This is a genomic window from Streptomyces sp. NPDC047971 (genome assembly GCF_040653355.1).
Taxonomy (GTDB): Bacteria; Actinomycetota; Actinomycetes; order Streptomycetales; family Streptomycetaceae; genus Streptomyces.
Map to the genome: position 1 here is coordinate 100,905 of NZ_JBEZNW010000009.1, position 21,073 is coordinate 121,977.

Below are 21,073 nucleotides of genomic sequence, written 5' to 3' on the forward strand. Positions count from 1 at the left end.
TCATGTCCGACGGGCGGCGGACGGCTCCCAGGGGGGTCAGTTCATGCGTACGACGAGATGGGCCCGGTGCCGGCCGCGCGCGACGAGCCGGGCGTTGGACTCGTCGGAGTCCTGGACCCAGCGCTCGGCGTGCGCGCGGTCCTTGCCGAAGCGCACGTGTCGCTCGACGAGCCGGGGGACGCGGCGGTGGTCGTCGAGCTCCAGGTACCAGACCTCGTCGAGGAGCGGCAGGACGGTGGCCCAGTGGCCCTCGTCGTGGAGCAGGTAGTTGCCCTCGGTGACCACGAGCGGGACGTCCGGGGCGACCGGTATCGCGCCCGCGACGGGCTCCTCCAGGGCCCGGTCGAAGGCGGGGGCGTAGACGGTGGTGCCGGACTCGGGGGCGCGCAGGCGTGTGAGGAGCGCGGTGTAGCCGGCGGCGTCGAAGGTGTCGGGCGCGCCCTTGCGGCGCGCCCGCCCGAGCCGTTCCAGCTCCTGCTGGGCGAGGTGGAAGCCGTCCATCGGTACGAGGGCGGCGAGCCCGTCGAGCCGGGCGACGAGCCGGGCCGCGAGCGTGGACTTCCCCGCTCCCGGGGCCCCGGCGAGACCCAGGATCCGCCGCCGGCCGGGAACGGCGAGCAGCCGAGCGCGGTCGGTGAGCTCGGTGAGCGACTGGGCGTCCATGGGGTGCATTCTCGCACCGTGTGGCGACGCTCGGGTCATACGTATAACCTTGTCCCATGTCCTCCATCGCCCTCATCACCCTCGTCGTCCGTGACTACGACGAGGCCATCGCCTTCTACACCGACGCCCTCGGCTTCGACCTGGCCGAGGACACGAACCGCGGCGACGGCACCCGCTGGGTCGTCGTCCGCCCCGCGGGCGGCCCCGCGGGTACGGGCCTGCTGCTCGCCCGCGCGAAGGACACCGCCCAGGAGTCCGCCGTCGGCGCGCAGACGGGCGGCCGCGTCGGCTTCTTCCTGCACACGGACGACTTCGCCCGCGACCACGCCCGGATGACGGCGGCGGGCGTCCGCTTCCTGGAAGCCCCCCGCCATGAACCGTACGGCTCGGTGGCGGTCTTCGAGGACCTCTACGGCAACCGCTGGGACCTCCTGCAGCCGACGTCCTGACCCCCGCGCCCGCCCGACCGCGAGCAGATGAGGGAAGCGGCCGCTCGATACAACGCCGGTCCCTACGACGAGAGCGACGACGCCCAGGCGTACGGTCGGGGATCCGCCGGCACGCTGGCCCTCTCCGTGGTCACCGCGCTGCCGACCCTCCGGTTCGTGAAGGCGCGGTGGCTGAGGGCCTGGTGGTACGCGATCTCGACGGCACTGGCCGCCGCGGCGGTCCTGCGGCTGACGCTTCTGGCGCCCGCGCTCTGGCGCGGACCGGTGTGCGCCCCTGAGAGCCTTCGGGGCGGCACACCGGTCCGCTGACGCGTCAGCGCCTGGCCCACCACGCCCGTCCGGCCTGTGCCGTGCGGCTGTCCGTCACGTTCCCGAGGCCGTCACCCGCCGACCGCCGGCTGTGCGGCTCCAGGTGCTTCAACCGGGCCCGCCAGGGACCGTCCGCCCTCTCCAACTGCACGACGACCGGCCCCTCCGGCAGGGGGACGGTCTCCCGCCGCTTGCCGATCTCGTTGACCACGTTCTCGTCCGTGGGCAGGCAGGTGTGGTCGTCGTGCCCCGCCAGTTCGAAGATGTTGATGATGAGGTTGTCGTCGCCTCGGTAGTGGAGGGCGAGGTCGGCCGTACCACCGGTGTGCAGCAGGACGTCGGGTCCACGGCACTCCAGTTCCCCCTCCGTCAGGCGCGACGCCGCGGCCAGCGGCAGCACCTGGAGCTGCCAGGGGCCATCGGCCTTCAACTGCAGCCGTAGACGGCCGTTTCCGGGGACCTGGGTGAGCAGACGGCCCCGGAAGTCCTCCTCGGTGCTGTTGACGAGGGTGTCCCCCTCCTTGTTGAAACGGGTGAGCGGCCACAGTCCGGTGTAGCCGTCGCCCCGGATCGCGAGGTCGACCACGACCGGGCCCGGCGGCAGACCCTCCACGGTGATCACGTCGTTGTCCCGGCCGGTCTGCGTGTACGGCTCGAAGACGGCTCCGAACGACCACGCCTCCGCACCCGCGCCCACGGGCGGCGGCACGACCGATGCCTGGTCCTGGACCGGAACTCCCGCGGCCGGCACCGGTGGCTGGAACGGGGGCGGAGCGGCAGCCGGAGCCGGGGGCTGGAACGGAGGCACCTGAGCCGGAGCCGACGGCTGGTACGGCGACGGCACCCCTGCCGGAGCCGGGGCCTGGAACGGAGGTGGCGTCACTGCCGGAGCCGGGGGCTGGTACGGGGGCGGCGCCGCAGCCGGCGGCTGGAAGGGAACGGGCGCCGCGGCCTGCTGCGTCGGCGGCTGGTACGGGACGGGAGCCGCCGCCTGCTGCGTCGGCGGCTGGTACGGGACCCTCGGCGGTGGCGCCTGGCCCTCCTGCGCCACGTCCACGCCGTGGTCCGTCACCAGGCCCACGAGGCCGTTCACATAACCCTGGCCCACCGCACGGAACTTCCAGCCCCCCGCCCGCCGGTACAGCTCCGCGAGCACCATCGCCGTCTCGCCGCCCGCGTCGGTCACGTCGTACCGCGCGACGGACGTGCCGTCGGGCGCGAACGCCTCGACGGACAGCCCGTTCACGTCCCGCATCGCGCCGTTCTCCGTCGACGCGACCACGAGGACGCGGACGACCCCCTCCTCGACCGCGGTGAGGCCCGCCTCCAGCCACACCGTGCCGTTCTCCTCCCCCAGCAGCCGTACGGCGCCCGACGGATGGACCGGAGCCCCGTGGAACACGATGTCCCCGTCCCCCCGGACCCGGCCCGTCTCCGCCAGGAGCAGCGCCGCGACATCGACCCCGCTCCGTACCGCGATCCGTAGCGGCACCGTCGGAACGAAGGCATTGCCTCCCTTGATCATTTCCCCTCCCCGAAATCGATCACTCATGGATCTTCCGGTCACGCGAGCCCGCGGGACAAGGCCCTCGGACCGCGTTGTTAGGGTGGCCCGAGCGACGAGAGGCGGGGGCCATGACGATCGACGCCCACGTGAAGGTGTCCGAGGACGATCTGGTGCGAGTCGATCCGCCGGAGCCGCCGGCGCCCGGGGCCTGGCCGGCCGAGCTCGCCGAGCGGCTGCGCTGAGGTCCTGCCATGTCCTTCCCGCGTCTTCTGCGGTCCGCCGCGCCCCCGACCGCGGTGTCGGCCGGTTTCCTCGCCATGCTCATCGGCGTCACCAGCTCCGTGGCCGTCGTCTTCACCGCCGCCAAGGCGGCGGGGGCGACGTCCGCGCAGCTCACCTCGTGGGTCTTCGCCCTGGGCGTGGGCATCGGCGTCACCTGTGTCTCCCTCTCCCTGCGCCACCGCGCGCCGATCGTCACGGCCTGGTCGACGCCGGGCGCCGCCCTGCTCGCCACCGGGCTGCACGGGGTGACGATGGCCCAGGCCGTGGGGGCGTTCCTGCTGTCCGGCGTGCTGATCGTCGTCAGCGGGGTCACCGGCTGGTTCGAGCGGATCATGAACCGGATTCCGGTCCCGCTCGCCTCCGCGCTGCTCGCTGGGGTGCTTCTCCAGTTCGGCACCGAGTTGTTCACCCAGATGGAGCGGGACGGCCTGATCGCCGTCCCCATGTTCCTGGCGTACCTCGTGGGCAGGCGCTGGTTCCCCCGGTACGCGGTCGTCGGCGCCCTCGTCGCCGGTGTCGCGGCGACGGCATGGCAGGGCTCCTGGAAGCTGGACGGCTTCGAACTGGCCCTGGCCGCACCGGCCTTCGTCAGGCCCGAGTTCAGCTGGCAGGTGCTCGTCGGGGTCGGTCTGCCCCTGTTCGCGGTGACGATGGCCTCGCAGAACCTGCCCGGCGTGGCCGTGCTGCGCAACGCCGGCTACACGACGCCCGTCTCGCCCCTGCTGACCTGGACCGGCGCGGTCAACACCGTTCTCGCGCCGTTCGGTTGCTTCGGTCTGAACCTGGCCGCGATCACGGCGGCCATCTGCAGCGGCGAGACCGCCCATCCCGATCCGCGCAAGCGCTATGTCGCGGGCGTCTGGGCGGGTGTCTTCTACCTGCTGGTCGGCCTCTTCGGCGGTACGGTCGGCTGGCTGCTCACCGCGATGCCGCCCGCCCTGGTCCTGGGCATCGCGGGCATCGGTCTCCTCGGGACCATCGGCAGCTCGCTCACCTCGGCGCTCGTGGACGAACGCCTCCGCGAGCCGGCGGTGGTCACCCTCCTCGCCACCGCGTCCGGCCTCACGCTCTTCGGCATCGGCTCGACCTTCTGGGGCCTGCTGGCGGGCGTCGTGACGCTCGCCGTCGGCGACGTCGCCCGCCGGTCCCGGAGGAAGGCGGGCGAGGAGCCGCACCGGGAGACGGCCGAGGAGGCGAAGGCCCGCTGAGGGCGACCGGCCCCGCCGAAGACGCCGGCCGCCCCGGACAGCCTCAGAGCACCGATCCCCTGAGGCGCAGGCCCCGCTGTGCCTCGGAACAACCGGCCCCGGATCGCCGAGCCTCAGCAGCGACGAGCCCCGGACGGCCTCAGAGCGACCGCGCCAGCTCCGCCGCCCGGGCGAGGTGTCGGTCTCTGAGCGTGGCCCACTCCTCCCCGCTCCCCGCCGACCCGCCCAGGACGACGAACTCGCTCGTCCTCGCCCGCGCGCCGATCCGGTCGGTGAGCATGACGGTCCTCATCGCCTCGTAGCATCCCGAGGCGTCGAGTTCGGCGACGGTGTATCCGGCCGTGCACAGCACGAGCGCCTTCCGCGCCACGGCGATCCCGGCCGGCTTGTACGCGAAGCCGACCGTCCAGACCCGGTCGAACCAGCCCTTGAGCCGCGCCGGGCAGTCGGCCCACCACACGGGGTAGACGAACACCCACACGTCGGCGACCGCGAGTCTTGCCTGCTCGGCGGCGATGTCGTCGGGAACGGGCGCGTCGGCACGGCGCCCGGACTCGCGCTCGTACTCGTCGCGCGTGAGCTCGGAGCGGAACCCCATCGCGTCGAGGTCCGAGAGGGTGTGCGTGTGCCCGGCGTCGGCGAGTCCGCCCAGGAAGGCGTCGAGCACCTCCCGCGTGAAGCCCCGCGCGCTCGGGTGCGCGTGGACGACATGGACGTGGGTCACGGGTCCCTCCCCTTCCGCCGGTTTCCGGGCCCGCCCGCGTGAACACCGTGCGCGATCGCCGAGCGATCACCGGGGCGCGCGAACGGATGCGGACGTGCCCCCGGCCGACCGTGTCGACCGGGGGCACCCGGGAGTGTCGCCCGAAGGCTACGCGTCCGCGTCCGGCGTCAGCCGGAGCGAGATCGAGTTGATGCAGTAGCGCTGGTCGGTGGGCGTGGGGTAGCCCTCGCCCTCGAAGACATGGCCCAGGTGCGAGCCGCAGCGCGAGCACCGCACCTCGGTGCGGACCATTCCGTGCGAGCGGTCCTCGATCAGTTCGACGGCGTCGCTGTCCTTCGGGTCGTAGAAGGACGGCCAGCCGCAGTGCGACGCGAACTTCTCGGTCGAGGTGAAGAGCTCGGCGCCGCAGGCCCGACAGGAGTAGACGCCCTGGGTCGTGGTGTCGGTGTACTCACCCCGGAAGGCGGGCTCGGTGCCCGCCTGGCGCAGCACCTGGTACTCCGCCGGGGTCAGCTCCGCACGCCACTGCTCGTCCGGCTTCTCGACGTCGTACGACATTGGCTCTCTCCCTCTACTTCGACAGGTGGGCGAGGATCCGCGGTCCGAGGTCCGTGACGTCGCCCGCGCCCATCGTGAGAACGAGATCACCGGGCTTGGCCATTCCCGCGATCACCTCCGGGACGGTCTCCTTGTCGTGCACCGCCGTCACGTCGGCACCGGCCGCGCGGGCCGCCGACATGATCAGCTCGCTGGTGACGCCGGGGATCGGGTCCTCGCGGGCCGGGTAGATGTCGAGGACCACGGAGGCGTCGGCGAGGGCGAGGGCGTCGCCCATCTCCTTGCCCAGCTCCTGCGTGCGGGAGAAGAGGTGGGGCTGGAAGACGACCAGGAGGCGCGAGGCGCCGGCGGCGCCGCGCATGGCCTCGAGGTCGGCGGTCATCTCGGTGGGGTGGTGCGCGTAGGAGTCGATGACCTGGACGCCCGCGGCCTCGCCCTTGAGCTGGAGGCGCCGGCCGACCCCGGTGTACGCGGTGAGGGCCCGGGCCAGCTCGGCGGGGTCGATGCCGACACGGGCACCGGCGGCGAGGGCCGCGGCGGCGTTGTGGGCGTAGTGGCGGCCGGGGACGGAGACGGTGAAGGTGTGCTCGGTTCCGTCGAGGACGACCACGACCTCGCTGGTCATGCCGTTCGGGACGATCGAGCGGATCCACACGTCGGAGGTCTCGGCCTCGCCGACGGTGAGGATGCTCAGGTCGTCGCGGCCGGAGACCCGTGCGGCCAGTTCGCGGGCGCCGGAGTGCTCGCCGACGACGAGGGTGCCGCCGGGGCGGATCTTGGCGGTGAACGCCTCGAAGGACTCGTAGATCTCGTCCATCGACGCGTAGTTCGCGTGGTGGTCCAGCTCCACGTTGAGGACGATCGCGACCTCGGGGTCGTACTTCTGGAAGCTGCGGTCGCTCTCGTCGGCCTCGGCGACGAAGACCTCTCCCGCGCCGTGGCGGGCGTTGGTGCCGGGGCCCGCCAGGTCGCCGCCGATGGCGTACGAGGGGTCCAGGCCGAGCTCGGTGAGGGCGACGGCCAGCATGGAGGTGGTCGTGGTCTTGCCGTGCGTACCGGCGACCGCGATCGCGCGCAGGCCGTCCATCAGGGAGGCGAGGGCGTCGGAGCGGTGGACGACCGGGATGTCCAGCTCGGCGGCGCGGGCGAGCTCGGGGTTGTCGGCGCGGATGGCGCTGGAGACGACGACGGCGGTGGCGTCGTCGGCGAGGTGAGCGGCGGCGTGTCCGATGTGGACGGTGACGCCGAGGGCGCGCAGCGCCTCGGCGGTCGCGGACTCCTTCGCGTCGCTGCCGGCGACCTTGGCCCCGCGCTGGGCCAGGATCTTCGCGATGCCCGACATTCCGGCACCGCCGATGCCGATGAAGTGCGGCCGGTCCATGGCGGCAGGGATGGCGGGTGCCATGCGGATCTCTCCCCGGGGTGCGACGTTCAGGAGGCCCCAGCCTAGTGGCTCGTCCGGACGGCCCCGGGCATGGCGCCCGGGGCCGTCCGGACGGCCGCCGTCACTCGCTGTGCGCGAACAGCTTCAGGACCGGGACGCCGACCTTGTGGCGGGCCCGTGAGGCCCAGTCCCGGTGGAAGAACTCCTCCACGTAGTGCGGGGCCGTCAGAACGATCACCTCGTCGGCGTCCGACTCCTCGACGACGGACTTCATCTTGTCGAGGGGGTGGTCCTCGACCACCTGTCCGACCGCCTCGCAGCCGGCCTTCCGCAGAGCCCGGAGGGAGTACTCCAGCGCCTGCTCGGCGGGGACGCGGGCCTCCTTGCCCTCGGGCTCCCCGCCCTCCTTGGTCGCTTCCTTCAGCTCGCCCATGGCGACGTCGTCGATGGCACGCAGCAGTACATCGGCCTGGTCACCACGGGGCTGCATCAGCACGATGAAGGACACCGCCTCTTCGCCGTGCAGGGTGGTGACGAATTCCACGTCGACGGACGTGAGGGGCTTCTCGATCATCAGAACGCTTGTGAACACCTCAGGAGCCCTTCTGCGGAAACCATCCTTCCCCGTGCCCACACGGGGTCTACGGGGGTAAGTGTGCCCAGCGGAAGCTAACCGGAACGACAAAATCCGCTTGATTGTCAGATCCGACGGTAGCGGGTGAAAAGGAACCCGGCCTCCTCCAACACCGACGCCACGGCGAACCGTTTCGGGACGTCCACCGAGGGGCCTCCCGCGATCCGCTGCGCGGCGCCCGCCGTCATGGTCGGCGACACCGTCAGACACAGCTCGTCGAGCACGCCCGCCGCCACGAACTGGCCCAGCAGCCGGGGCCCGCCCTCGGTCAGCTGCCGCCGCAGGCCCCGCTCCACGAGGGCCGCCTTGGCGCGGTCCGGCTCCACGCCGGGCCCGTCGCCGGCGATCACCACCTCCGCACCGGCCTTCACGGCCGCCTCCACGCGGTCGGGGGGAGCCGATGCCCCCGTCAGGACCAGGGTCGGCACCAGCGGCTCGGCGAAGAGCGGAGCCGAGAAGTCCAGGTCGAGGGAGGCGCTGACCACCGCGATCACCGGCGCCGGCCCCTGTCCGGCGGCCGCGCGGCGGGCCGCGAACGCCTCACGGGCGCGGGCCGGCCGGTACCCCTCCTGGCGCACGGTCTGCGCCCCCACCACGATCACGTCGGCCAGTCCCCGCAGCGTGCCGAAGATCCGCATGTCGGCATCGGACGAGAGGGGCTGGGAGCGGCCGTCGTGCTGACCGGCCCCGTCGAGGGAGGAGACCATGTTGGCGCGCAGCCAGACGCCGTCCGGGACCGGTTCCGGATACGCGTAGAGGTCGGCCAGCTCGTCGAGGGACCACTCCCGGTCCCCGGCGAGGGCGTCGTCGGCTGTCATGTCCGTCACAGGGAACAGGCGTCGCATCCTCGCAGTCTGACACGGCGCTTACAGTGGGGAACTGTGTCGACCCGTGCCTCCCACACCTCCCGTGCCATAACCGAAGCCTCTTCCGCCGAAGCCGCTCCGGTCTCCCTCTGCGCCCGGGAGCCCCATGTCCCCGCGGACCGGCTCGTCGCCGAGATGGTCCCGCCGCCGCGCTTCGACTCGGTGCGTTTCGACACGTACATCCCGGACCCGAACCAGCCCAGCCAGACCGACGCGGTCAAGGCCCTGAGCTCGTTCGCCGAGGGGCTCGGCGGAGCCCACGCCACCGGCGCGGGCAAGCGCCCGGCGCTCGGCCGCTGGTTCGCCAGGAAGCCCGCCGCCCCCGCGGGCCCGCGCGGGATCTACCTCGACGGCGGCTACGGCGTCGGCAAGACCCACCTGCTCGCCTCCCTCTGGCATGCCACGCCCGCCGAGCCGGGGCTCAAGGCCTTCGGCACCTTCGTGGAGCTGACGAACCTGGTGGGCGCGCTGGGCTTCCAGCAGACCGTGCGGACGCTCAGCGGACACCGGCTGCTCTGCATCGACGAATTCGAGCTGGACGACCCGGGCGACACCGTTCTCGTCTCCTCCCTGCTCAGCCGGCTCGTGGAGGAGGGCGTGGCGCTGGCCGCCACCTCGAACACGCTGCCCGGCAAGCTGGGCGAGGGCAGGTTCGCCGCCGCCGACTTCCTGCGCGAGATCCAGGGCCTCTCCGCCCACTTCCGGCCGCTGCGGATCGACGGCGAGGACTACCGTCACCGCGGACTGCCCGAGGCGCCCGCGCCGTACTCCGAGGAGCAGGTGACGAAGGCCGCGTACGCGACGCCCGGCTCCTCGCTCGACGACTTCCCGCACCTCCTCGACCACCTGGCGAAGGTCCACCCCAGCCGCTACGGCGCGCTGACCGACGGGCTGTCCGCGGTCTGCCTCACCGACGTCCAGGCGGTCCCGGACCAGTCGACCGCGCTGCGGCTCGTGGTCCTCGCCGACCGGCTCTACGACCGTGAGGTCCCGGTGCTCGCCTCCGGGCTCCCCTTCGACCGGCTGTTCAGTGAAGAGATGCTGAAGGGCGGGTACCGGAAGAAGTACTTCCGGGCGATCTCCCGGCTCACCGCCCTGGCGCGGGACGCAAAGGGTCTGGTGGAGCAGTAGGTTGGGGGCCATACCCGATCGAAAGGGATTCACCATGGCCACCGTCCGTCACGCCCACACCGTCTGGGAGGGCGACCTCCTCAAGGGCAAGGGCGTCGTCACCCTCGACTCCTCCGGCCTCGGCGAGTACCAGGTCTCCTGGCCGTCGCGTGCCGAGGAGCCGAACGGCAGGACCAGCCCGGAAGAGCTGATCGCCGCCGCGCACTCCTCCTGCTTCTCGATGGCGCTGTCCCACGGTCTGGCCGGCGCGGGCAACCCGCCCACCCGGCTGGAGACCAAGGCCGATGTCACGTTCCAGCCCGGCGAGGGCATCACGGGCATCCACCTGACCGTGCGCGGCGAGGTCCCCGGCCTGGACGCCGAGCAGTTCAAGGCGGCCGCCGAGGACGCCAAGAAGAACTGCCCCGTCAGCCAGGCGCTGACCGGCACGACGATCACGCTGACCGCCGAACTCGCCTGATCGCTCACGCCACATGAGGCCGTTGTGCCCCGCATGGTTCACCTGCCACCAGGGTGCGTGATACACACATGCGGGTCACACGTCACAGCACACACCTGTCCGCCAACAGGAAAAGTGGGTTGCCTCATGTCCGCAACACGACGTCAGATCCTTTCCGGCACCGGCGCGTCCGTCGCCGGCATCGCCTTCGCGGGCGCCTTCTCCGAGCTCTTCGCCGGTACGGCGGCCGCCCGGGGTCACGCGGGCTACGGCCCGCTGATCCCGGATCCCGCCGGGCTCCTCGACCTCCCCAGGGGCTTCCGCTACAAGGTGCTCTCCCGCCAGGGCGACCCCCTGCGCTCCGGTGAGGGCCCGGTCCCCAGCAACTTCGACGGCATGGCCGCCTTCGCCGGCCGCCGGGGCCGCGTCCATCTGGTGCGCAACCACGAGAACCGGGTGACCGGCAAGATCGGCGTCCCGACCGTGCCGGGCCTGACGTACGACCCCGCGGCCAAGGGGGGCTGTACCGCGATCGAGCTGGACGGCCGCGGCAACGTCCTCGGCGAGCGCGTCGCCATCGCCGGCACCGCGGTCAACTGCGCGGGCGGGCCGACCCCTTGGGACACCTGGCTGACCTGCGAGGAGACCGAGGACAAGGCCGGGACCAACGGCTACACCAAGGACCACGGCTTCATCTTCGAGGTCGACGGTGCCGACCCGCACCGCACCGGAGCCGTCCCGCTCACCGCCATGGGCCGCTTCCAGCACGAGGCGATCGCCGTCGACCCGCACAGCGGGATCGTGTACGAGACGGAGGACGCCTTCGAGCGGCCCTTCGGGCTCTTCTACCGCTTCCTGCCGGAGAAGCCCCTGGGCGGCCACGGTTCGCTGCGCGCGGGCGGCGCCCTGGAGGCGATGCGGGTGCCGGGCGTGCCGGACCTCTCCGTGGTGCAGGAGACCGGGGCGAGCTTCGGCGGCGTCGAGTGGGTCCCCGTGCCGGATCCGCAGGCCGTCGAGACGCCCATCCGGCTCCAGGACTTCGGGCCGAAGGGCATCACGCACGCGCAGAAGCTGGAGGGCTGCTACTGGGGCGGGCGGGCCGTGTACTTCGTCTCGTCCTTCGCCCGCGCCTCGGACGGCTCGGGGGCCACGCACTACGGCCAGGTGTGGAAGTACGAGCCGCACCGGCGCCGGCTCACGCTCGTCGTCGTCTTCGGCCCGAGCACCGACATCCAGCTGCCTGGCGAGTCGCCGGACAACATCTGTCTCGCCCCGAGCGGCGGTCTGATGGTCAGCGAGGACGGCGAGGGCGGCCAGCACGTCTACGGCGTGAGCCGGAAGGGCGAGGTGTACGCGGTCGCCCGCGGGGCCCAGAACATCGGCACTCCTCAGGCCCCGGAGTGGGGCGAGTTCGCGGGCGTCACGTTCTCGCCGGACGGAGCGACGATGTACGTCAACTGCTACACCCCGGGGACGACGTTCGCGGTGACGGGGCCGTGGTGCTGAGCTAGCCGCCCGGTCGCAGCGTTCGCGGGTCCGTCGATTCCGTCGCAGGATCGGAGAAGGCGAGCGACGGACCCGAAGGGGCGCAGATGGCCAGGGCGAAAGAGAAGAAGGACGACAAGAAGGACGGGAAGGCGGCCAAGGGGTCCGGGAAGAAGCGGCGGGGGTCCCCGCCGGTGCGGTCCGCGGCTCTGCGGGAGCTGCTGCGCGTCCCCGTCGGCAAGCCGGTCGACCTCTCCTCGTACTCCGCCTCGGAGATCCCGGCCGGCCCGTCGGGGAAGGCGGCCGGGATCGAGGCCACGGCCCGGCTGGCCCCGCGCCTCGCCGAGCTCCAGGAGCGCCTCTACGCGGCGAGCACGGCCGGTGACCGGCGCCGGCTGCTGCTCGTCCTCCAGGGCATGGACACCAGCGGCAAGGGCGGCACGGTCAAACACGTGATCGGCCACTTCAACCCGTCGGGCTGCCGGATCCGGGCCTTCAAGGCACCGACGACCGAGGAGCGGGGCCACCCCTTCCTCTGGAGGATCAATCGCGCCCTGCCGGTGCCGGGCGAGATCGGCATCTTCGACCGCTCGCACTACGAGGACGTGCTCATCGCCCGGGTCCGCGACCTCGTACCCCGCCGGGACCTCGGCCGCCGCTACGGCCAGATCAACCGCTGGGAGGAGTCCCTCGCGGACGACGGCGTCACGATCGTCAAGGTCTTCCTGCACATCTCGTACGAGGAACAGCGCGCACGGCTCCTGGAGCGGCTCGACAACCCGGACAAGCACTGGAAGTTCAACGCGGGCGACATCGAGGAGCGCGCCCTGTGGCCCGCGTACCAGGAGGCGTACGAGCTGGCGCTGGAGCGCTGCTCGACGTCGGAGGCGCCCTGGTACCTCGTCCCCGCCGACCGCAAGTGGTACCGCAACTGGGCCATCAGCACGCTGCTCATGGAGCATCTGGAGGCGCTCGATCCGCGGTACCCGCCGGGCGACTTCGACGTGGCCGAGTGCCGGAGGCAGCTGCTCGCTTCCTGATCGGTTAGTTTCCGTGAGTGACCATTTCTGCACGAAGAATGTCGGCGCTCGCGCTGTTGGGCGCCGTCCTCGTCGCCTGTGGCGGGGGCACGGCCGGCTCGCCGACGGCTCCTGACACCCCGTCCGGCGCGACCGGCGCTCCGGGGCGCGTGGCGCCGAGCGTGAGCGCCGCGGCCGGCCCGGCGACCGTGCGCAAGGCACCCCCCACCATGGCGCCCGGCCCGGAGGGACTCACTCCCGTCTTCGAGCGGGCCCGCAAGGGCGGCGACAAGATCGTCGCCCTCACCTTCGACGCCGACATGACGGCCGACCAGGGTGCGCGGGCGGCGGGCGGCGAACGCTTCGACAACCCCGGGCTGATCGCCACGCTGCGGCGGCTCCAGGTCGACGCGACGGTGTTCATGACCGGCCGCTGGGCAGAGGAGTACCCGGACCAGGCGCGCTCCATCGGCACCGACCCCCGCTTCGAGATCGCCAACCACTCGTACAGCCACTACGCCTTCGCCTCGCCCTGCTACGGCCTGCCGACGGTGGCGAAACAGGACATGGCGAAGGACGTGCGACGGGCGTTCGCGGCGTTCCACAAGGCCGGGGCACGCAACGTGGTGCCGTACTTCCGCTTCCCCGGCGGCTGCTACGACGACGACGCGCTGCGGGCGCTGGCCCCCGCCAAGGTCACCGCGGTGCAGTGGGACGTGGTCAGCGGCGACGCCTTCGCCGAGGACGGCGACGCGGTGGCCCGGCAGGTCCTCGACGGGGTGCGGCCCGGCTCGCTCGTGGTCATGCACTGCACCCGCAGCGCCGCGCCCGCCACGGAGCGCGCGATCCGCCGGATCGTCCCGGAGCTGCGGGCCAAGGGCTACCGCTTCGTGAAGGTCTCCGAGCTGATGGCGGAGCGGGCGTCCTAGACGGCGACGTCGTGGAGGTCCGCGATGACCTCCGCGGCCCGCCGGTTCACCGTGAAGCCCCACATCGGGCGGAGCGCCGCCAGCCGGGCGACCGCCGCGCCCATCCACTCCCGGTCGCCGAGCCGGTGGGCCGCCTTCGCCTTGACCGTCTGCTGGAAGAGATGCCCCAGCCAGAAGACCTCCGCCGACGTGTAGGGACGCTCATGGTGGCTGTAGCGCGCGGACCAGTCCTCGTACGGATGGCGCAGCAGCGCGACGACGGCGCAGCCGTCGCGGCCCTGCGGAGAGAAGGGGCCGCCGGCCACGGTGTCGAGCACGGTCACGGTCCGGCTCGCCATCCACGCCTTCGTGGTGGCGCGCATCGTCATCCGCATGAACCTGGACCACGGTACGACGGCCCGCGGTTCGGCCACCGCGTTCCGGTGGTGCTCCATGCCGTCGGCGGTGAGGACCAGGCAGGAGCCGTCGGCCCGTTTCGGGTCTCCGACGATCCATCGGTCACCGACCAGTTCGAGCGGTCCCAGTCGTTCCATCGTGCCCCCCGTGTCTCCCGGCGCGTACATGACGCCGTGTCACCAACCTAACCGGAGCAGGCCGTTCGCTGGCCCTCCTGCCATGCGCAGACCGGGCAGAGGGTGATCCCCCGGGTCGACTCCGGGTACTCGGTCGGCTTCCTGCACAGCACGCACTCGGCGTACGGCTCCTCGGCGGCCGGAGCCGTCGCCTCCGCCTCGGCGGGCGCGCGGTACGACGTGTCCTCGTCCATGTCGTCGAGCGTACTCATTCCCGCCACGCCGTGGCCTTGGCGCTCAGGGCCGAAGCGGCCGCGACGAGGGCCAGGGCGCCCGCGAGGGCGAGCCAGGGCAGGGTGACGGTCGCGGTGCGGGCTCCGGTGATCAGGGCCCGCACCGCGAACTGCGCCGGTGAGCCGGTCGTCACGAGCGCGAGGAGCGAGCCGAGGACGAGCGCGGCGAGGGACCAGCCACGGGACCGCACGAGCGGCCGGGTCGTGAGGGCCCCCACGGCGGCACCCGTCAGGACGCAGGCCGCGGCGGCGAGGAGCCCCGAGGTCCCGGCCTCCCACGGGCCGACCCGGCGCAGGTCGCTCACCGCCGTCACCCCGAGGACGGTGACGGCGCCCAGGAGCGCCGCACAGGCCACGGCGGCCAGGACCGCCGCGTGGTGGGCCCGCTCCCGTCCGGCCGCGGCGGCCACGACGTCGCGCGCGGCGGGCGGTTCCTGGTTCAGGCAGATCCGGACCACCCACGCGGTGACGGGGAGCAGCGCGGCCGCCGCGTACCCGAGGGCGCCGAGCACGGGCTCGCCGCTGCGCACACCGACCCCGAGGAACACGGCGTACAGCAGCAGCGGGGCGAGCCAGCGCTGGGAGCGCAACAGCAGGCCGGTCTGATAGCGCAGCAGTGAGGTCATGCCCGTCCTGCCCGGATGCCTTCGGTGCTCAGCTCGTGGATGTGCCAGGAGGCGTCGAGCAGGGCCCGGAGCAGCCCGTCGGAGTGCGCGGCGTCGACCGCGTACACGGTGGTGGTGCCGTCGGACCCGGGCTCGTACGACGGGGAACCCGTCAGGCCCACGGGGAGCGGGTGGCCCCCGGAGGCCACGATCCGCACGCGGGTCCGTGCCCCGTCGTCGCGTCGGGTGCTCCCGGGCCGTACGCGCCCCGCCTCCACGGTGAACACGGCGTCGGCCTCGCCCGCGAGCCGGCGCGGGTCGTGGTCGACGAAGACGACCGTCGCGCCCGCCGCGACGCGTTGGCGGACCGCGCGGTCCAGTTCCTGGCGCGCGCCGGAGTCGAGGCCGGTCCACGCCTCGTCGAGGACCAGGAGCTCGGGGCCGGCGAGCAGCGCCTGGGCGACGGCGACCTTCTGGCTGCTGCCCTTGGAGAGTTCGGCGAGCGGGGTGTCCGCGTAGGGGGACGCGCCGAACCGCTCCAGCCACTCCCCCGCCCTCGCGGCCGCGTCCGCACCGCCGAGCCCCTGAACGCGCCCGAGGTGCGTCAGATAGCCCCGCGCGGTGAACGGCAGGGCGGCCGGGAAGCGTTCGGGGACGTACGCCGTGCGCCGAGGCCGCCCGGAGATCCGGCCCTCGCTCGGCGCGTCGATGCCCGCGACGAGCCGGAGCAGCGTCGACTTCCCGGTGCCGTTGGTGCCGGTGATCCGGACGAGGGCCCCGGCGGGCAGGGCGAGGCCGACCTCGCGCAGCACCCAGGGTCCCCGCAGGCCGTACCGGCGCCCCACCCGTTCCAGGTTCAGTTCGACGTCTTCTGCGGGGTGAGCTCGCTGGGCCGGACGATGACGAAGCCCTCGCCGTCCAGCCTCAGCTGGACGGCTTCGCCCGAGCCGCCGCGGATCATCGAGCCGACGGACTGCGAGCGGTGCAGCGAGGTGCGCAACTGCTCGCTCCAGCCGACGACGGCGTCGGTGTCGACGCACACCGGGGCCTGTGTGGTGACGGGGATGACGATCGGGGTGCCCTCGCACATCAGGGCGACCTTGCCGTAGCCGGTGAAGACGCTGTTGAAGAGGCCGCCGCCGGTCATCCCTGCGCCCTTCACCGTCCTGATCTCATAGCTCAGGGTGGAGTCGAAGCAGAGGACGTTGCGGCCGTTCACGCTGAAGGCGTCGTTCTGCTCGATCTCGACGATGAAGCAGTTCTGCGCCTCGTGCGCGAACCACGCCTCGCCCTGGCCCCTGACGGCCATCAGCGGCAGGCCCTCACCGGTGACGGCGCGCTTGAGCATGCCGCCGATGCCCTGACCCTTGCGCTCGAACTGGAGGTCGCCGCGGAAGGCGATCATCGAACCCTGGCGCGCCTGCATCTCCCCGTTGACGGCGTACTTGACGCATTTGGCGTTCTGCAGGGTCATACCGGGGAACGGCGCGGTCTCGGCGAGGTGTTCGCTGGCAAAAAGATCGCTCTTCATGACAGGCATCCTGTCCCGGAACCTCCGATTCCTACAAGAAGCGCCTCTCGGGACGGTGGCAGACTTGCCGCGTGAGCAGCAACGAAACCGATATCCGCGATGAGAAGCCCCAATTCGTCCTCCCGTTGGTGGTGCGGATCGAGAAGGCCGGGCCCCCGGCGCGCACCGACGCCCTGGAGACGGCCGCTCGCGCCGTCCTGACGATCCTCGCCGACGAGCGGGCGCACGGCGAAGGCGAGTGGGCGCAGGCCATGTCCGACTGGCAGGACGCCCGCATCCGCAAGGTGGTGCGACGGGCACGCGGCTCCGAGTGGCGGCGCGCGGAGGCACTCCCGGGGATCACGGTGACGGGTGAGGCCGCGGAGGTACGGGTGTTCCCGCCGATCCCGCTGGACGGCTGGCCCAAGGAGCTGGCCAAGCTCCAGGTGTCGGGCACCGACCTGGAGGACCCGGCCGCGCCGGGCGCGCCGCGGCCCGGCGCGGCGATGCTGTGGCTCAACCCGGACCTGGACATGTCCGCGGGCAAGGCGATGGCCCAGGCGGGACACGGGGCGCAGCTGGCGTGGTGGGCGATGTCGGCGGCGGACCGCGAGACGTGGCGCGGGGCCGGCTTCCCGCTGGCCGTGCGGACGGCCGATCCGGCCCGCTGGACGGAGCTGACGACGAGTGGGCTGCCGGTGGTGCGGGACGCCGGATTCACGGAGATCGCGCCCGGTTCGTGCACGGTCGTGTCCGAATTCCCCGCGCTCGTTCCGAACGGCGACTGAACGCGCCCGTCCTCTCGTACGTATCTCCCGATACCGCCAAGTGGGTTGAACGGAAGCCTCCTTACCGGTTCAGTCTGCGGTGACCGAAATTTCGAACGTACGGGAGACACCTTGTCGCTACGCGTCAACGGGACGGCCCTCATCATCGCGGCGCTCGTCGCCACGGTCGGCGCGCTCGCCTTCCCCGTCTGGTCCTACGCCGACCGCTCCGGAACGGGCCAGGCGAATCTGAACGCGTCGAGCGTGGCCACCCAGTGGGGACCGCTGTCCGCCACGGACCGTGACTTCCTCGTCAAGGTGCGGCTGGCCGGTCTCTGGGAGCTCCCGGCCGGCCAGCAGGCCATCGAGCGCGCCCCCAGCAAGGCGATGGTGGAGTGCGGCGACCATCTCGTCGTCGGCCACACGGACCTGGACCGACGGGCCCGTACGGTGGCCGCGAAGCTGGGCGTGGAGCTGCCGAACCAGCCGACCGAACAGCAGCAGGGATGGCTGCGCGAGCTCACGGCCGCGAGCGGCGAGGAGTACGAGCGCAAGTTCGCGAACCTGCTGCGCAACGCGCACGGCAAGGTGTTCGCGCTGATCGCCGAGGTCCGGCACACCACGCGCAACACGCTGATCCGGCAGCTGGCGAGCGACGCGAACCAGACCGTGCTCGACCACATCACCATGCTGGAGGCGACCGGAATGGTCGACCACGACGCGCTGGCCAACGAGGCCGCGGGCCGGAAGACCTCGCCGCCGACCGGTCCCCCGGTCGTGCCCTCGCCGGCGGCGCCCTCGCCGGTGGTGCCCTCGGGGACGGACCAGTCGTTCACCTCGCGCCCCGTCCCGGAGGCGGGGATCGTGACCCCGCACTCGGAGCCGTAGCGGCGCCGGAACCTCAAATCAACCTCTGAACGTCCCTCCGACCGGATTCGAACGTCTCCGGCCGGGCCATCACCTGGGGGACCGAAGGAGGGGGACATGAAGGAACACCGCACGACGCTCGGCACGGCACGCGCGACGACGCCCGGCACGGGCCCCGGCACCGCGCTCGGGGTCGGGATCGGCTGGCGGCCGGAGATCGCGGACGCGATCGAGGCGCTGCCCGGGATCGACTGGGTGGAGGTCGTCGCGGAGAACGTGTGCGTCGGCCACCTCCCCGACTCCCTGAACCGGCTGCGGGCGCGCGGGGTCACGGTCGTGCCGCACGGGGTCTCCCTGGGCCTCGGCGGCGCGGACCGGCCGGACGCGGGACGGCTGAGGGAGCTGGCGGCCAAGGCGGAGGCCCTGGGTGCGCCGCTGGTGACGGAGCACATCGCGTTCGTACGGGCCGGGGGCGCCCTGACGGCGACGCCGGTCCTGGAGGCGGGCCACCTGCTGCCGGTGCCCCGGACCTGGGACGCGCTGGACGTGCTGTGCGAGAACGTACGGATCGCGCAGGACGCGCTGCCGGTGCCGCTGGCGCTGGAGAACATCGCGGCGCTGATCTCGTGGCCGGGCGAGGAGCTGACGGAGGGCCAGTTCCTGGCGGAGCTGGTGGAGCGCACGGGGGTACGGCTCCTGATCGACGTGGCGAACCTCCACACGAACCACGTCAACCGTGGCGAGTGCCCGTCGAAGGCCCTCGCCGAACTCCCGGTCGAGGCGATCGCGTACGTCCATGTCGCGGGCGGCCTCGAACGCGACGGCGTCTGGCACGACACCCACGCCCACCCGGTGCCCGAGCCGGTCCTGGACATCCTCTCGGACCTGGTGTCGAGGACCACCCCGCCGGGCGTCCTGCTGGAACGGGACGACCGCTTCCCGCCCCAGGCGGAACTGTCGTCGGAACTCGCGACGATCCGCGCACGCCTGGACGGCGTGACGGGAACACGCTCCACGGAGGTCGGGGCCACCGGGTTCACGGAGAAGGCCGGGACCGGGGCCACCGGGATCACGGAGGACGCCGAGGCCGCGGCGCTGTCCGCCGGGACCGGGGCGCCGTCCGTCGAGGCCGTCGAGGCCGTCGAGGCCGTCGAGGCCGTCGAGGCCGAGGACGCCGGTGTCGGGCGGCCGCTGCTCATCGGCGCGGGGGCTCGCGTCTCCGGCGGCCCGATGCCGCAGCCGGCGGAGACGGCTCCTGTGGCCGAGAGCGACGCATCCTCCGCCGGCCGGGCCGAGGACGGCACGGCGGGAGCGGCCCCGGGCGGGCCCGTCACGGCCGGGTCCACCCCCGGTTCGCCCGACGCGGCCCTCGGCCGGCTCCCGGCCCCGCCGACCGGGGACCATCCGGAGCGGGCCCGCGGGCGGGTCGCCGTGGCGCAGGCCGCGCTGCTGTCCGCGCTCGTCGCGGGGACACCCGCGCCCGAGGGGTTCGACACGCGGCGGCTCGGCGTGCAGAGCCGCGCCCTCGTCGGCAAGCGGGCCGACGTGATCGCCAAGATCGCGCCCGAGCTGCCCGAGATCCTCGGGACCGACTACCGCCGCGCGTTCTTCGCGTACGCCAGGACCCGCCCCATGACCGGCGGCTACCGCCGCGACGCCCTCGCCTTCGTCGAGAACCTGCTCGTCACCGGCCGCCCCGAGGACCCGGACGCCCGCCGCCGGCTCACCCGCTGGTGGCAGGAGCGCGCCGACACCCGCCCGCCCGGCCGGGCGACCCGGCTCATCCGCGCCGCCCGCGCCACGCTCGTACGGAAAGTGAGGGCCGCATGAACCTCCTCGCCCTGATCGTCTGGGCCGCCGTCCTCGTCGCCCTCTTCCTGACGATCGCCCGGCTCCGCGCCGCCCGCGCCGACCACGGCGGCTCCGTCCACGACCTCGCCGAGGCCGCGTTCCTGCTCGGCGGACCGCCCCGCGTCGTGGACACCACCCTGGCGACCCTGCACGCCGACGGACTCATCGGCGTCGGGGGCCCCGGCCTCGTCGTCGTGCTCCGCCCGGACCTGCGGGCCCGGGACCATGTCGGCCGTGCCGTCCTGGAGCAGCTCGCGGCCGCTCCCAGTGGCGCCCTGCACGAGCTGCGGCTCGCGGTGATGCGCAGCCCCGCCGTCCAGGAGATCGGCGACAGTCTGGCCGCGCGCGGTCTGATGGTGGCTCCGGAGGCCAGGCGCTCCGGCAAGCGGGCCTGCCTCGCCCTGGGCTTCGGCTCGTTCGCTCTGCTCATCGTCTCGATCGCCCTGTCCGTGGGCGTCGCGCGCGACGCGTTCGAGGTCCCGTTCGTCTTCAAGGTCGTGCCCGTCCTGTTCGCGGGCATCGTCGTCGCCCTCGTCTGCGGCGCGTACAACGCCGGGCGGACGACCCGGGCCGGCCGTCGCGCCGCCGCCGAGTACCGGGCCGCCCACGTCTACTTCCCCGACGCCGGACACCAGGTCGGGCTGCGCGGCCTGCGCGGCGTGCCCGACACGGAGCTGCGGACGCAGCTGATCGCGGCGGCCCGGATGCCCAGGCCGTCCCCTGCGCACTCCTCCCACACCGCGGGGACGGACGCGCTCACGCTCGCGGCCCTGCACTGGTGCGCGGGCACCCCCGGCAGTCCGAGCGGTTGCGGTGGCGCTCCCGGAGGGTCGGGCGGCGGGTCCGACAGCGGTGCCGGTGGCGGTGGCTGTTCCGCGAGCGCCTGTTCCGGTGGGGGCGGGGGCGGCGGCTGCGGAGGCTCCAGCGGCGGCGGGTCCAGCTGCGGGAGTTCCAGCAGCAGCGGGTCCAGCTGCGGGAGCTCCAGCAGCGGCGGTTCCAGTTGCGGAGGTTCCAGCGGCTGATCGGGTGGTTGCTCCCGACACCCCGCGAAGGTCCTTTACAGGTCCCGCGACGCGTGCCG

The 21,073-nt window shown here is 72.9% G+C and carries 24 protein-coding genes; 12 read left to right on the forward strand and 12 right to left on the reverse strand.

Features of this window, described 5'->3' with window-relative positions:
- Window positions 1-36: 36 nt before the first annotated feature.
- Window positions 37-663 carry a nucleoside/nucleotide kinase family protein gene (locus AB0D99_RS11945; RefSeq protein WP_362359287.1) on the reverse strand — a complete coding sequence of 209 codons (627 nt, stop codon included), beginning with the start codon at window positions 661-663 and terminating at the stop codon, window positions 37-39.
- 56 nt (window positions 664-719) lie between these two features.
- On the opposite strand from AB0D99_RS11945, the gene AB0D99_RS11950 reads away from it, so the two are divergent.
- Both AB0D99_RS11950 and AB0D99_RS11955 read left to right on the forward strand, forming a co-directional pair.
- Window positions 720-1,112, forward strand: a complete 393-nt coding sequence (locus AB0D99_RS11950; protein ID WP_362359289.1) for a VOC family protein — start codon at window positions 720-722, stop codon at window positions 1,110-1,112.
- 27 nt (window positions 1,113-1,139) lie between these two features.
- Entirely contained in the window at window positions 1,140-1,421 is a 282-nt protein-coding gene (locus AB0D99_RS11955; RefSeq protein ID WP_362359291.1) for a hypothetical protein, read from the forward strand.
- A 4-nt stretch (window positions 1,422-1,425) separates the two neighbouring features.
- Here AB0D99_RS11955 and AB0D99_RS11960 read toward each other — a convergent pair whose 3' ends face one another.
- Entirely contained in the window at window positions 1,426-2,946 is a 1,521-nt protein-coding gene (locus tag AB0D99_RS11960) for a TerD family protein (protein WP_362359293.1), read from the reverse strand.
- Window positions 2,947-3,179: 233 nt separating this feature from the next.
- On the opposite strand from AB0D99_RS11960, the gene AB0D99_RS11965 reads away from it, so the two are divergent.
- Window positions 3,180-4,418, forward strand: a complete 1,239-nt coding sequence (locus AB0D99_RS11965; protein ID WP_362359296.1) for a benzoate/H(+) symporter BenE family transporter — start codon at window positions 3,180-3,182, stop codon at window positions 4,416-4,418.
- Between the two features lie 139 nt (window positions 4,419-4,557).
- Here AB0D99_RS11965 and AB0D99_RS11970 read toward each other — a convergent pair whose 3' ends face one another.
- From AB0D99_RS11970 to AB0D99_RS11990, 5 genes are all read right to left on the reverse strand, one after another.
- The gene (locus AB0D99_RS11970) at window positions 4,558-5,142 is read right to left on the reverse strand and encodes an NAD(P)H-dependent oxidoreductase (protein WP_362359298.1); all 585 of its coding nucleotides are present in this window, start codon (window positions 5,140-5,142) and stop codon (window positions 4,558-4,560) included.
- 147 nt (window positions 5,143-5,289) lie between these two features.
- Window positions 5,290-5,700, reverse strand: a complete 411-nt coding sequence (gene msrB, locus AB0D99_RS11975) for a peptide-methionine (R)-S-oxide reductase MsrB (protein ID WP_362359300.1) — start codon at window positions 5,698-5,700, stop codon at window positions 5,290-5,292.
- Window positions 5,701-5,713: 13 nt separating this feature from the next.
- Window positions 5,714-7,105, reverse strand: coding sequence for a UDP-N-acetylmuramate--L-alanine ligase (gene murC / locus AB0D99_RS11980; protein WP_362359302.1), 1,392 nt, complete (start codon window positions 7,103-7,105; stop codon window positions 5,714-5,716).
- A 100-nt stretch (window positions 7,106-7,205) separates the two neighbouring features.
- Window positions 7,206-7,676, reverse strand: a complete 471-nt coding sequence (locus AB0D99_RS11985; protein ID WP_362359304.1) for an indole-3-glycerol phosphate synthase — start codon at window positions 7,674-7,676, stop codon at window positions 7,206-7,208.
- Window positions 7,677-7,783: 107 nt separating this feature from the next.
- Window positions 7,784-8,563, reverse strand: a complete 780-nt coding sequence (locus AB0D99_RS11990; protein ID WP_362359306.1) for a pyrimidine reductase family protein — start codon at window positions 8,561-8,563, stop codon at window positions 7,784-7,786.
- A 36-nt stretch (window positions 8,564-8,599) separates the two neighbouring features.
- On the opposite strand from AB0D99_RS11990, the gene zapE reads away from it, so the two are divergent.
- The 5 genes from zapE (at window position 8,600) to AB0D99_RS12015 (ending at window position 13,587) form a co-directional block, all read left to right on the forward strand.
- Window positions 8,600-9,715, forward strand: coding sequence for a cell division protein ZapE (gene zapE / locus AB0D99_RS11995; RefSeq protein WP_362359308.1), 1,116 nt, complete (start codon window positions 8,600-8,602; stop codon window positions 9,713-9,715).
- Window positions 9,716-9,749: 34 nt separating this feature from the next.
- A complete protein-coding gene (locus AB0D99_RS12000) occupies window positions 9,750-10,175 on the forward strand; it encodes an OsmC family protein (protein ID WP_362359310.1) in 426 nt (141 codons plus the stop codon).
- Window positions 10,176-10,301: 126 nt separating this feature from the next.
- Window positions 10,302-11,660: an alkaline phosphatase PhoX gene (locus AB0D99_RS12005; RefSeq protein WP_362359312.1), complete on the forward strand. Its 1,359-nt coding sequence runs from the start codon at window positions 10,302-10,304 to the stop codon at window positions 11,658-11,660.
- 86 nt (window positions 11,661-11,746) lie between these two features.
- The gene (locus tag AB0D99_RS12010) at window positions 11,747-12,679 is read left to right on the forward strand and encodes a PPK2 family polyphosphate kinase (protein ID WP_362359314.1); all 933 of its coding nucleotides are present in this window, start codon (window positions 11,747-11,749) and stop codon (window positions 12,677-12,679) included.
- Between the two features lie 38 nt (window positions 12,680-12,717).
- A complete protein-coding gene (locus AB0D99_RS12015; RefSeq protein ID WP_362359478.1) occupies window positions 12,718-13,587 on the forward strand; it encodes a polysaccharide deacetylase family protein in 870 nt (289 codons plus the stop codon).
- Here the strand turns inward: AB0D99_RS12015 and AB0D99_RS12020 are convergent.
- From AB0D99_RS12020 to AB0D99_RS12040, 5 genes are read right to left on the reverse strand one after another with little or no spacing between them, the layout of a single operon-like run.
- On the reverse strand, window positions 13,584-14,120 hold the full coding sequence (locus AB0D99_RS12020; RefSeq protein ID WP_362359316.1) for a hypothetical protein: 537 nt from the start codon (window positions 14,118-14,120) through the stop codon (window positions 13,584-13,586). The genes AB0D99_RS12015 and AB0D99_RS12020 overlap by 4 nt on opposite strands.
- A gap of 47 nt (window positions 14,121-14,167) precedes the next feature.
- Complete coding sequence (locus AB0D99_RS12025) at window positions 14,168-14,353, reverse strand: hypothetical protein (RefSeq protein WP_362359318.1); 186 nt, start codon at window positions 14,351-14,353, stop codon at window positions 14,168-14,170.
- A gap of 14 nt (window positions 14,354-14,367) precedes the next feature.
- Window positions 14,368-15,018, reverse strand: a complete 651-nt coding sequence (locus tag AB0D99_RS12030; protein WP_362359320.1) for an ABC transporter — start codon at window positions 15,016-15,018, stop codon at window positions 14,368-14,370.
- Window positions 15,015-15,857 (reverse strand): ATP-binding cassette domain-containing protein, encoded by an 843-nt coding sequence (locus AB0D99_RS12035; RefSeq protein ID WP_362359480.1) that lies wholly within the window; start codon window positions 15,855-15,857, stop codon window positions 15,015-15,017. Before AB0D99_RS12035 ends, AB0D99_RS12030 begins: the two co-directional genes overlap by 4 nt.
- Window positions 15,854-16,528 (reverse strand): AIM24 family protein, encoded by a 675-nt coding sequence (locus AB0D99_RS12040; protein WP_362359322.1) that lies wholly within the window; start codon window positions 16,526-16,528, stop codon window positions 15,854-15,856. Before AB0D99_RS12040 ends, AB0D99_RS12035 begins: the two co-directional genes overlap by 4 nt.
- Before the next feature lie 71 nt (window positions 16,529-16,599).
- Between AB0D99_RS12040 and AB0D99_RS12045 the strand changes: the two genes are divergently transcribed.
- The 4 genes from AB0D99_RS12045 to AB0D99_RS12060 all read left to right on the forward strand — a co-directional run bounded on the left by AB0D99_RS12045 (window position 16,600) and on the right by AB0D99_RS12060 (window position 21,014).
- Window positions 16,600-17,295, forward strand: coding sequence for a peptidyl-tRNA hydrolase (locus tag AB0D99_RS12045; RefSeq protein ID WP_362359324.1), 696 nt, complete (start codon window positions 16,600-16,602; stop codon window positions 17,293-17,295).
- A gap of 111 nt (window positions 17,296-17,406) precedes the next feature.
- On the forward strand, window positions 17,407-18,162 hold the full coding sequence (locus AB0D99_RS12050; protein WP_362359326.1) for a DUF4142 domain-containing protein: 756 nt from the start codon (window positions 17,407-17,409) through the stop codon (window positions 18,160-18,162).
- Between the two features lie 96 nt (window positions 18,163-18,258).
- The gene (locus AB0D99_RS12055) at window positions 18,259-19,971 is read left to right on the forward strand and encodes a DUF692 family multinuclear iron-containing protein (RefSeq protein ID WP_362359328.1); all 1,713 of its coding nucleotides are present in this window, start codon (window positions 18,259-18,261) and stop codon (window positions 19,969-19,971) included.
- A complete protein-coding gene (locus tag AB0D99_RS12060; RefSeq protein ID WP_362359330.1) occupies window positions 19,968-21,014 on the forward strand; it encodes a TIGR04222 domain-containing membrane protein in 1,047 nt (348 codons plus the stop codon). The genes AB0D99_RS12055 and AB0D99_RS12060 overlap by 4 nt, the downstream gene beginning before the upstream one ends.
- The last annotated feature ends 59 nt before the right edge of the window (window positions 21,015-21,073 follow it).